The organism is Flavobacterium sp. (assembly GCF_044360715.1).
Taxonomy (GTDB): Bacteria; Bacteroidota; Bacteroidia; order Flavobacteriales; family Flavobacteriaceae; genus Flavobacterium.
Genome location: NZ_JBIKJY010000009.1, coordinates 63,061 through 75,431, shown reverse-complemented (window position 1 = coordinate 75,431; position 12,371 = coordinate 63,061). Strand labels below are relative to the sequence as shown.

The window sequence follows — 12,371 nt, the reverse complement described above, 5'->3', positions numbered from 1 at the left end:
ACGGTAGCCGCATTAGAAATAGCAGGGTTAAGTATTTCAGATAACTGTACTACAGATGCAAATTTAGTTGTAACGAGTTCAGATGGAACAGCTTCAGGAACGTGTCCGATAACTTTCACAAGAACGTATACCATAAAAGATGCTTGTAACAATGCTACAACAGCTATTCAAACCATTACAATAAATGATACTACTGTACCAGTTGTTACAGGAACTTTAACAGCTTCAAATATAAATGGTTGTTCAATAGCAGATGCACCAACAGCGATGACTACGGTAGCCGCATTAGAAGTATCAGGATTAAGTATTTCAGATAACTGTACTACAGATGTGAATTTAGTTGTAACGAGTTCAGATGGAACAGCTTCAGGAACGTGTCCAATAACTTTCACAAGAACGTATACCATAAAAGATGCTTGTAACAATGCAGTAACAACAACTCAAACCATCACGATTAGCGATACAACTCCGCCAGATTTTTCAGGTATTTTACCTCAAAATATTACTTTAGAATGTAACCAAACTATTCCATCAGCATCAATATTAACTGCAACAGACAATTGTACTTCAGTAGTTACAGTTAATTTTACAGAACAAAATATACAGGGTACTTGTCCGAATAATTACAGTATTATTAGAACTTGGGTGGCAACAGATATTTGTGGAAATTCACAAACGCATACGCAACAAATAACAATTCAAGACACAACACCACCAGTTTTTGTTGGAAGTTTTCCAACAATTGAAGTTTTTGCAAAGTGTGATGGCATTCCAGAGGCTCCAGTCTTAACCGCAACAGATAATTGTGGAAGCGCTACAGTAACTTATTCAGAAGTTAAGATAGATGGAGATTGTACAAACAAATATAGATTAGAAAGGACTTGGACGGCAACTGATTCATGTGGTAATGAAACAGAAATTACCCAAACGGTTTACTTAGCTTGTTACGTTACACCATATAATGCCTTGTCTCCTGATGGTGATGGGTTAAATGATGTATTTATTATTGAAGGATTAGAATGTTATCCAAATAACACCGTTCAAATTGTAAACAGATGGGGCGTAATTGTTTTTGATGCTGCATACTATGATAATGTAAATACTGTTTTCAGAGGATTTTCCGACGGTAGATCTACCATTTCAAGAAATGAAAAATTACCTACCGGGGATTATTGGTATATTTTAAAATACGAATATGATTTATACGGAAGAACAAAAGAAAATATTGAAAAAATAGGATATATTTATATTCAAAATGAATAATTAAATGATGAATAGAGAAATAAAAAGTATTGTCATATCTATCAAATTCATTTTGATTGTGACTATAGGATTGCTAAATACTACTAATTTAGTAGCGCAGCAAGATCCCCAGTTTACTCAATATATGTATAATACTATAAATGTAAATCCTGCTTATGCGGGTTCAAGAGGCGTAATGAGTGTTTTTGGAATGTATAGAGCGCAATGGGTTGGGCTAGAAGGCGCGCCAAATACAGCGGCAACATCAATTCATTCACCAATTGAGAATTCAAGAGTTGGATTAGGACTTACAGTTTCTAATGATCAAATAGGGATTTCAGAACGAAATACAGTTTCCACAGATTTTTCATATACCATTAATACTTCAGTTGACTATAAACTATCTTTTGGTATTAAAGGTTCCGCCAGTTTATTAAATGTAGATTATACTAAACTTAATAAATTCGATAAAAACGATCCAAAGTTTCAAAATAATATAGATAATCAATTTTCACCAAATATTGGAGCGGGTGTTTATTATCATTCCGATAAATTATATGCAGGTGTTTCTGTGCCTTTTATTTTAGAGACCAAACATTTTGACGACAATACTAATTCAGTGGCTAAAGATGCACTACATTATTATTTTATTGGTGGATATGTATTTGATGTGTCAGAAACTACAAAATTTAAACCCGCATTTTTAATTAAATCCGTAAAAGGTGCACCACTTCAAGCAGATGTAACCGCTAATTTTATGTTTTTCGATAAATTTGTTCTTGGTGCAGCTTGGCGATGGAGCGCAGCTGCAAGCGCATTGGCTGGTTTTCAAATTGATAGTAATTGGTTTGTCGGATATACATATGATTCTGATACTACAAAATTAGCCAATTATAACTCTGGCTCGCACGAAATCTTTTTAAGATACGAGTTTAAAGGGAAACAAGAAAAAATTATTTCACCAAGATTTTTCTAAAATGATAAATAATATGAAAATAAAAAATAGTATTCAAATTTGTTTATTGGTCTTGACTTTTTTTGGTTATTCTCAAGAAGTACAACTGAAAAAAGCCAATTCAAATTATGAAAATTTTCAATATGTAGATGCCATTAAAACATATGAAAAAGTAGCCAAAAAAGGATATAAATCTGTTGAATTATTTAGTAAACTTGGTGATTCCTATTATTTTCAATCTAAATTGAAAGAAGCTAATTACTGGTATAACGATTTGTTTTTATTAAATGAAAAATTAAATTCAGAATATTATTTTAGATATGCACAAACATTAAAAGCAGTTGGCGATTATAAAAAAGCCGATGCTATGATGACTCTTTTTAATGAAGCAAATACTTCTGATGTACGCGCAATGTTATCTAAAGAGCAATATGATTATTTGGAAGAAATTAAAAACAATTCAGGAAGATATAACATACAAAATGCAGGAATTAATTCAGAATTTTCGGATTATGGCACTTCGTTTTATAAAAACACCTTGGTTTTTACCTCTGCACGAGATACGGGTGGTGTTTTTGTAAAAAAGCACAGTTGGACCAATCAGTCATATACAAATATCTACAGTTCAATAATTACAGACAATGGAAATTTGTCTGAACCTGAGAAATTTTCAAAAAAAATTAATTCAAAATACCACGAATCTACTCCCGTTTTTACAAATGATGGAATGACGATGTATTTTACCAGAAACAACTTTTTAAATGGTAAAAAAGGAAGAGATAAAGATAAAACCATATTATTAAAATTGTTTAAAGCCACTAAAATTCGAGATTCTTGGGGAAATATTGTTGAATTACCGTTTAACAGTAATGAATATAATTGTGCACATCCAGCATTATCTCCAGATGAAAAAACATTATATTTTTCATCAGATATGCCAGGAACAAAAGGAGTATCTGATATTTTTAAAGTAGCTATTCTTCCTGATGGAACATTTGGCACACCAGTTAATTTAGGTGATAGAATTAATACAGAAGCAAGAGAAACGTTCCCGTTTATATCCAATAAAAACGAATTGTATTTTGCTTCAGACGGTCATCCAGGATTGGGAGGTTTAGATGTTTTTATTACACAAATAAAAGAAGACGGGACATACGGTAAAGTTAAAAATGTAGGAGAGCCGGTGAATTCAAATTTCGATGATTTTAGTTTTATTATGGATACCGCTTCAAAAAATGGTTTTTTTAGTTCAAATAGAGAAAAAAGCAGTTTAGGTTATGATGATATTTATAAATGTACTGAAACCATACCTGTTCCAAAAGATTGTCAGCAAAATTTAAAAGGAGTTGTTGTTGATTCTCGTACTCAAGTGCCAATTGAAGGTGTAAAAGTGGTGATGTTTGATATAAATTATGTAAAATTAGGTGAAGAAATTACTGATATTGAAGGAAAATTTGATTTTGGTGCGGTAGATTGTGGAAATAAATTCCGTATTGTACCTGAACAAAAGGATTACGCTACGGTAGAGAATATGGTTATCATTACTAAAGAGTCAGATTTGAAAGATTTAAAAATTTCAATGACTCCAAAATTGCAACCAATTGCAGTAGGTAGAGATTTAAGAAGAACGTTAGGAATTGAAATTATATATTTTGATTTAGATAAAGCCAACATTCGTAAAGATGCAGAAGTGGAATTAGCAAAAATATTAGAAGTGATGAAACAATATCCAAGTATGGAAATCGATGTTCGCTCGCATACCGATAGTCGTCAAACTAAAGGATATAATTTAGCGCTTTCAGATAAACGTGTCAAATCTACCATAAAATGGTTAGTTACAAATGGTATTGAAGCCAAACGATTAACAGGAAGAGGATATGGCGAATCCCAATTAGTAAATAAATGTGCTGACGACATACCTTGTACAGAAGAAGAACATCAAGCCAATAGGCGCAGTGAATTTATTATTGTAAAGCTGTAATTGATAAATTTTATAAACCTCAACAATTTACTGTTGGGGTTTATTAATTAAACAAAAAACCCTTGAAAATCAAAGGATTATCAAGGGTTTTTGTGGTACCTCCAGGGATCGAACCAGGGACACACGGATTTTCAGTCCGTTGCTCTACCATCTGAGCTAAGGTACCTTGCGATTTTAGGCATTGCTACCTTTTCATTGCGGGTGCAAATATAGAACCTATTTTATATTTTCCAAAACAATTATTAAAAAAAATCATTTTCGTACATTTGCACTTCTAATATTATTATATGATACTTACAATTGATGTGGGCAATACAAATGTTAAAGTTGCTGTTTTTAAGCAGTTTAACATTATTGATACGTTTGTTTTCCAAAAAAATAATTTTCAAAATAATTTTCAAATAATTTTCAAAAAACATCCAAATCATACAAAAGCGGTACTAGCTTCCGTTTCAATGCTAGATGAAATGGATAGTTTATGGTTGAAAAATCAAATTGAAGTAATTGAAATAAACCCAGATTCTGTTTTCCCATTCAAAAACAAATATACTACTCCAACTACTTTAGGTGTTGACAGAATGGTTTTAGCATCTGGTGCCGTATTTCACTATCCAAACCAAGATGTTTTAATTATCGATGCAGGAACTTGTGTAACTTACGATTTCGTCACCCATAAAAAAGAATACTTAGGTGGTGCCATTTCTCCAGGACTTCGTTTGCGTTATAAAGCGCTAAATGATTACACAGCTAAGTTACCATTATTAGAAAGTAATTCACCAGAAAATTTTATTGGAAACAGCACGGATCAATCTATTCATTCTGGTGTTGTAAACGGATTGTGTTATGAAATTGAGGGCTTCATTTCAGAATTTTCTGTTAAAAAAGAACAATTTACAATAATTTTAACAGGCGGCGACGCTATTTTTTTGGCGAATCGATTAAAAAGTACCATATTTGCCGATGAAAATTTCCTATTAAAAAGTTTACACCAATTATACACTTATAGTTTACAAAATGATTAAAAAAATTGTCTTATTTATTTCGATATTACTAGCAAATTTTGGTTTTGCTCAAGAAAACACAGCTTCACCTTATTCTTTTTACGGAATAGGAAGTGCTAGATTTAAAGGAACTAACGATATTATTAATATGGGTGGAATTTCTGTTTATTCAGATAGTACGCATATTAACATATTAAATCCAGCTTCGTATTCAAACCAATTACTTACCACTTTTCAAGTTGGAATGACGTCTAGTTTTTATAACTTAAATACTACATCAACTAAAGAACAGGCTAAAAAAACTACATTTGATTATGTGGTAATGGGTTTCCCTGTATCGAAAAAAGCAGGAGTTTCTGTTGGACTTTTACCTCATAGTGCTGTAGGTTATAGGCTAAAATCAGATACAAGATCAGTAGATGGTTTTACAAAACAATACCAAGGTAAAGGTGGCGTAAATAAAGTATTCCTTGGTGCTGGTTACAAATTAAGCCCAAAGTTTAGTGTAGGTATGGATTTTCAATATTTGTTTGGAATTATAAATACGCAATCCGACGTGTTAAATCAAAATATTATTTTTGGTTCAAGAGAAGTTAATGAGTCCACCGTTTCAGGTCTTGCTGTAAATGCAGGATTAAATTTCAAAACTAAATTTACTAGTAAATTAGATTTCTTTTCAAGTTTAACGTATGCTCCAGAAGCAAAATTAAATTCTGATAATACTAGAAATGTATCTCGGGTATCAGCTTTGGCAAATGGTACTATTGTTCCAGCGTCAGAAGACAAGGAGGTTAATGTAGCCGACTCTAAATTAATCGTACCATCAAAATTAGTTTTAGGTGCCGGTTTAGGAAATAGAAAGTGGTTTTTAGGTGGAGATGTTGCATTTTCTGGATCAGGAAATCAAGTCAATCGTTTTGAAAATTATTCAAATGTATCATATGAAAATGGTGTAAAAGTGGCGATTGGAGGTTTTATTATACCAAAATTTGATTCATTTAATAATTATTTTCAAAGAATTACTTACCGTGGTGGTTTCAAATACGAAAACACAGGACTTGTAATTAATAATACAAGTATAAAAGATAAATCAGTTACTTTAGGATTTGGCTTGCCGATTTCTGGAACTTTTTCAAGTATGAATTTAGGTATCGAATATGGGTCTAGAGGGACAACAAGCAACGGATTAATTAAAGAAGATTATTTTTCAATAAATATTGGCTTGTTATTTAATGATAAATGGTTCAGAAAAACATTATATAACTAATATAATGAGAAAAAGGGTTGGATATATTGCTTTTCTTTTAGCGATTTTGTTTCTGCAAAGTTGCGAAAGTAACCTAAAAGATGTTCAACGCATTTATAAAACATCATTTGTTCCAACAGGTGAAGCCGATTCCATTAACTTGAAATACACCGATTCTGGAAGAGTAAAATCCATCTTGCAGAGTTTAAAAATGATTGATTATTCTACAGCAAAAAATCCGTTTGTTGAATTTCCAAAATCCGTTTTAGTAACGCTTATTGACGCAAATGGTAATAAAACCACAGTTGTTGCAGACAAAGCCATTTCGTATAAAAAAACAGAAGTAATTGATTTAATTGGGAATGTAAAAATTCAAACCTTCGATGGAAAAGTTTTACAAACCAACCAATTGTATTTTGATCAAAAAAACGAATGGTTTTTTACAGAAGAAGCATTTACTTTTAAAGATGCTGACGGAAGTTATCTTCAAGGAATAGGAATTGATTTTAGTAAAGATTTTAAAATCTTTAATATGCAAAACAACAACGGAGAAGTTAATAACATGTAATATTATAACTATGAAATATTTTAAATACACCCAATACTTATATTTAATAGCATCAATACTTTTTTTGATATCTGTATTTGTAAAAATAATGAAAAACGAAGATTATGGTTTACAAGCAATTATAGCAATAGGATTCGCTATAATGTTTTTTGTGCGCCGCAGTTTTGTTAAAAAAATGGAAAACAACAAAAAAAACTTATAAAAAATCGACAATACTATTTTATTATTAAATAGATAATTGTATTTTCGCCCTCTGAATAAAAAAAATCAATATAAAAATGGCAATTTTATCAAAAATTAGACAACGTTCTATCTTATTAGTTTTAATCATAGCATTAGCATTATTTTCATTTGTATTAGCAGATGTAATTAAAAGCGGTGGATTTGGTGGTGGTTCAAATAACATTGGTTCAGTGAATGGAACAAAATTTGAATACCAAGAATTTATGAATAAGGTAGCTAACGCTCAAAAATCTCAACAAGGGGCTTCTAATACGCAAGCTTTAAATTCAGTTTGGGAACAAGAAGTTAGAAAAGCATTATTAACGGATCAATACGATAAAATTGGTTTATTGTTAGGAAAAGAGCAATTAATGGCGGTAATTAAAAACGACCCACAATTGTCTCAATCACCACAGTTTTTAAATGCTGCAGGTAAATTTGACGATAAAAAATTTGCTGAATACATCAATTCTTTACAAAGTGCTCCAGACCAAACACAATGGAACAACTGGAAAACATATGAAGTTCAAATTGAAGATTTTGCTAAAGAGCAAATATATAACACATTGATCAAATCAAGTGTATATACTACTAAAGCAGAAGGAAAATTAAAATACGAAAGAGATAATAATAAAGTTGATTTTGATTATGTAGCTTTAGCATTTTCTACAGTTAGTGACGACCAAGTTAAGGTAACTGACGAGGAAATTATGGCTTATATGAAGAAAAATCCTAAAAAATTCAAATCAGACAACACCAGATCTGTAGAATATGTATTAGTTGAAAACAAACCATCTGCAGCTGATGAAGCCGTAATGAAATCTAAAATGGATGGATTTGTAAATGGTAAAATTGAATTTAAAAACGGTGTAAACGATACTATTGCTTCATTTCGTGCAGCAACAAATGTGGCCGCGTATGTTAACAAATATTCAGAAGTTAAATTTGATTCTACATATTTAGCTAAAAAGGATATTAACCCTCAATTTGCAGAACAATTATATGCATTAGCACCAGGACAAGTTTTTGGTCCTTATACAGATAATGGGTATTCAAAATTATCAAGAGTAGCTGGAAGAAAATCTGGCGCTACAGCAAAAGTTAGTCATATTTTAGTTGCTTATAAAGGCGCTATGCAAGCCGCTCCAACAGTTAAATTAACTAAAGAAGAAGCAAAAGCTAAAGCAGAAGGTTTATTGGCGCAAGTTAATGCAAACCCATCAAGTATGGCGATGTTAGCTATGATTAATTCTGACGACCAAGGTTCAAAACAAAATGGTGGAGTATATGATAATGTGGCACCAAAACAAATGGTTAAACCTTTTGACGATTTCTTATTTGGTAATCCAGTAGGAAAAACAGGAGTTGTAGAAACTGATTTTGGTTTCCACGTAATGAAAGTGGATGGAAAGAATGATGCGGTTTTATTAGCTACAGTAGCTTTAAAAATACAACCTTCTGAACAAACAGAAGATGTTAATTATAATAAAGCATTAAAAGTAGAATCTGACGCTACAGCAAGTGGTCTTGAAAAAGCAGCGAAAACTGCAGGTTTAAAAATTGCACCAGTTACTAGTGTGAAAGCATATGATGAAAATGTAGCCAATTTAGGTTTACAAAGACAAATTGTAACTTGGGCATTCAACGAAGACACAAATATAAATGACGTAAAACGTTTTGATATTGTAAACCAAGGATTTGCTATAGTAAAATTAAAATCTAAAAATGATGAAGGGTTATTGCCTTTAGAATTAGCAAAACAACAAGTTGAGCCATTAATTAAAAATGAGAAAAAAACGGCAATACTTAAAAAGAAAATGACAGGTACAACTTTAGAAGCAATTTCAAAATCTACAGGTTCTACTATAGCACCTGCAGTAGGAGCTACTATGGCATCTCCAGTAATTCCTAATTTAGGTTATGAACCAAAAGTGGTAGGAACTGCATTAGGTTTAGCTTCAGGAAAAACATCTAAAGTAATTGAAGGAAATTCAGGATTATTTATGGTAAGAACCAAAACACTTACCAAAGCGCCTGTTGTAAAAGATTTTAAAACACAAATTGATCAGTTAAATCAACAAACTAAAGGTTCTGCTCCGTATAGAATTGTTCAAGGTTTAAAAGATAAAGCTAAAATTGAAGACAATAGAGGTAAATTCTAAAAATATAAATTGAATAATAAAAAAAGGGCTGATTTATTCAGCCCTTTTTTTATTTTTGTAAAAAGTTAATATGTCATTTATACAATCTTTATATAAAATTTTTGGCGTACACACTGAAATTAAAACAAGTGAAGAGACGACAACTAATTCTCCAAAAATGAAAAAATTTTTAATAGTAGGCTTGGGCAATATTGGTGCAGAGTATGTTAATACTAGGCACAATATTGGATTTAAAGTTTTAGATTATTTTGCCAATCAAGAAAGTATCACTTTTCAAACCCAAAAATTAGGTGAAGTAGCTGAATTTAAAATTAAAGGTCGAACAGCCATTTTACTAAAACCAAACACTTTTATGAACTTAAGTGGAAAAGCGGTTAAATATTGGATGGAAAAAGAAAATATTGAAAAAGAAAATCTATTAATTATTACTGATGATTTAAATTTATCCTTTGGAAGTATTCGAATTAAAACAAAAGGCTCTGACGGGGGACATAATGGCCTTAAAAACATACAACTTTTATTGAATTCCACAGAATATCCCCGTTTTAGATTTGGAATTAGTGATGCGTTTAAAAAAGGCAAACAAGTAGATTACGTATTAGGCGAATGGTCAACAGAAGAAAAAGAAGCTTTAAAAGAAAGATTAAGTCTCTCCTCTGAAATAATAAAATCTTTTGTTTTAGCGGGTTTGAATACTACAATGAATTTATATAATGGTAAATAATAATACTGGATTTCATTACTATTACATTACATAATTATTATTTTTGCATAAATATATAATTGACTTTGAAAATATATCAATCTCTTAACGAATTTAAGCCATCTAGAAAAACAATAGTAACATTAGGAACTTTTGACGGAGTTCACTTGGGACATAACGTCATTTTAGATAAAATTTGTAACACAGCCAAGCAAGAAAATTTAGGAAGTGTTTTGCTTACTTTTTTTCCTCATCCAAGGTTTGTTGTAAATAATGATGCGGAAATTAAATTATTAAATACGATGTCTGAAAAAGCCATTTTGCTCGGACAAAAAGGTATTCAAAACTTTATAATTCATCCATTTGATAAGTTGTTTTCTGAATTATCACCAAGAGAATTTGTAGAAAAAGTTTTGGTAAAACAATTAAATATTCAGAAAATTATTATTGGATACGACCATAAGTTTGGAAAAAACAGAGCTGCCGATTTTAATAATTTAATCGCTTTTGGTAAAGAGTTTGGTTTTGAAGTAGAAGAAATTTCAGCAAAACAAGTTGATGAAGTTGCTGTAAGTTCAACAAAAATTAGAAATTCGCTTTTAGAAGGTAATATTTCATTAGCGAACGCATATCTTGGATATTCATATATGTTGTCCGGAATCGTTGTAAAAGGGAATCAATTAGGAAGAACAATTGGGTTTCCAACAGCAAATATTGAGGTTTCAGAAAACTATAAACTAATCCCTAAAAATGGGGTTTATATAGTAACTGCAATTGTGAATAATCAAACTATTTTTGGGATGATGAATATAGGTGTAAAACCTACTTTAGGCGATAATGTTCCGACAATTGAAGTACATTTATTAGAATTTTCAGAAGATATTTACGGTCAAGAAATTCAAGTAAATGTAGTGGATCGACTTAGAGACGAACAAAAATTTGAAACATTCGAAGCGCTTAAATCGCAATTAGAAATTGATAAAACAAATACACTTGACTATTTTAAAAATGGGAACTCTTAACTAATTAATTTATTAAGATTGTCTGTTTTTTAAAACCACAACTTCTTTATCTAAATTTATAAAAACTTAGCGCATAAATTTTTTCTTCAAATGTAAATTAGTACTTTTGAGGCATTAATTTATGATTTTATGAGTCTTACCAAACATAACTGGACGAAAGAAGAAATAATTGCTATTTACAATAAACCCTTAATGGATTTGTTGTTTGAGGCGGCTTCAATTCACAGAGAACATCACGATCCTAATACGGTTCAAGTATCTACACTTTTATCCATAAAAACGGGTGGTTGCCCTGAAGATTGTGGATATTGTCCGCAAGCGGCAAGATATCATACGGATATTGAAGGAAATGACTTAATGTCTGTTTCACAAGTAAAAGCACAAGCATTACGAGCCAAATCTTCAGGTTCTTCTCGTGTTTGTATGGGTGCGGCTTGGCGAAATGTTAAAGATGGTCCAGAATTTGATCAAGTATTAGAAATGGTTCGTACCATAAATAAATTGGATATGGAAGTATGTTGTACTTTAGGTATGATTACCGAAAATCAAGCACATCGTTTAGCAGAAGCAGGATTATATGCCTACAATCACAATTTAGATTCATCAGAAGAATATTATAAAGAAGTAATTTCAACTCGTGGTTTTGAGGACAGACTTGAAACTATTGAAAACGTTAGGAAAACCAATGTTACGGTGTGTAGCGGTGGAATTATTGGAATGGGTGAAAGTATTGAAGACAGAGCAGGTATGTTAGTTGCACTTTCTACATTAAACCCGCAACCCGAATCGGTGCCAATTAATGCTTTAGTTGCGGTTGAAGGTACGCCACTTGAAGATGAAAAACCAGTTGAAATATGGGAAATGATTCGTATGGTAGCTACCACAAGAATTATTATGCCTGAAACGCAAGTGAGATTATCTGCAGGAAGAACCAATATGAGTAGAGAAGGACAAGCGATGTGTTTCTTTGCAGGTGCAAATTCTATTTTTGCTGGTGATAAATTACTTACAACACCAAATCCTGATGTAAATGAAGATATGAAAATGTTTGAAATGCTTGGATTAAATCCGCAAAAACCATTCATTAAAAAAATGCAACCTGAAACAGTAGAAGCACAAGATTCTAAATTTGAAGCTTTAGGCGAGAAACCAAAATGGAGCCGACCAGAGCATAAAATTGAAAGAAATTTAGAGGCTTCTGGAAAAAAGTAAGCGTTTATATTCCATAGAAATATAAAATCCCATATCTTTTAAGGTATGGGATTTTTT

The 12,371-nt window shown here is 31.4% G+C and carries 10 protein-coding genes and 1 tRNA gene; 10 read left to right on the top strand and 1 reads right to left on the bottom strand.

Annotation, left to right across the window (positions count from 1 at the left end):
• The 3 genes from ACIQ16_RS04800 to ACIQ16_RS04790 form a co-directional block, all read left to right on the top strand.
• Positions 1–1,263 (top strand): gliding motility-associated C-terminal domain-containing protein (locus tag ACIQ16_RS04800; RefSeq protein ID WP_396149149.1); only part of this gene is annotated, 1,263 nt, incomplete at its 5' end.
• Positions 1,264–1,267: 4 nt separating this feature from the next.
• Positions 1,268–2,218, top strand: coding sequence for a type IX secretion system membrane protein PorP/SprF (locus ACIQ16_RS04795; RefSeq protein ID WP_396149147.1), 951 nt, complete (start codon positions 1,268–1,270; stop codon positions 2,216–2,218).
• Positions 2,219–2,231: 13 nt separating this feature from the next.
• Complete coding sequence (locus ACIQ16_RS04790; RefSeq protein WP_396149145.1) at positions 2,232–4,178, top strand: OmpA family protein; 1,947 nt, start codon at positions 2,232–2,234, stop codon at positions 4,176–4,178.
• A 93-nt stretch (positions 4,179–4,271) separates the two neighbouring features.
• On the opposite strand, the gene ACIQ16_RS04785 is transcribed toward ACIQ16_RS04790, so the two are convergent.
• A tRNA-Phe gene (locus tag ACIQ16_RS04785) sits at positions 4,272–4,344 on the bottom strand.
• Positions 4,345–4,465: 121 nt separating this feature from the next.
• Here ACIQ16_RS04785 and ACIQ16_RS04780 point away from each other — a divergent pair.
• The 7 genes from ACIQ16_RS04780 (at position 4,466) to bioB (ending at position 12,314) form a co-directional block, all read left to right on the top strand.
• Positions 4,466–5,200 carry a type III pantothenate kinase gene (locus ACIQ16_RS04780; RefSeq protein ID WP_396149143.1) on the top strand — a complete coding sequence of 245 codons (735 nt, stop codon included), beginning with the start codon at positions 4,466–4,468 and terminating at the stop codon, positions 5,198–5,200.
• A complete protein-coding gene (locus ACIQ16_RS04775) occupies positions 5,193–6,446 on the top strand; it encodes a hypothetical protein (protein ID WP_396149141.1) in 1,254 nt (417 codons plus the stop codon). Before ACIQ16_RS04780 ends, ACIQ16_RS04775 begins: the two co-directional genes overlap by 8 nt.
• 4 nt (positions 6,447–6,450) lie before the next feature.
• Positions 6,451–6,993, top strand: coding sequence for an LPS export ABC transporter periplasmic protein LptC (lptC, locus tag ACIQ16_RS04770; RefSeq protein WP_396149139.1), 543 nt, complete (start codon positions 6,451–6,453; stop codon positions 6,991–6,993).
• Positions 6,994–7,271: 278 nt separating this feature from the next.
• Positions 7,272–9,377, top strand: coding sequence for a peptidylprolyl isomerase (locus ACIQ16_RS04765; protein ID WP_396149137.1), 2,106 nt, complete (start codon positions 7,272–7,274; stop codon positions 9,375–9,377).
• Between the two features lie 157 nt (positions 9,378–9,534).
• Positions 9,535–10,101 (top strand): aminoacyl-tRNA hydrolase, encoded by a 567-nt coding sequence (gene pth, locus ACIQ16_RS04760; protein ID WP_396149135.1) that lies wholly within the window; start codon positions 9,535–9,537, stop codon positions 10,099–10,101.
• A 65-nt stretch (positions 10,102–10,166) separates the two neighbouring features.
• Complete coding sequence (locus ACIQ16_RS04755; RefSeq protein ID WP_396149133.1) at positions 10,167–11,102, top strand: bifunctional riboflavin kinase/FAD synthetase; 936 nt, start codon at positions 10,167–10,169, stop codon at positions 11,100–11,102.
• Positions 11,103–11,231: 129 nt separating this feature from the next.
• A complete protein-coding gene (gene bioB, locus ACIQ16_RS04750) occupies positions 11,232–12,314 on the top strand; it encodes a biotin synthase BioB (protein WP_396149131.1) in 1,083 nt (360 codons plus the stop codon).
• Positions 12,315–12,371: the final 57 nt, after the last annotated feature.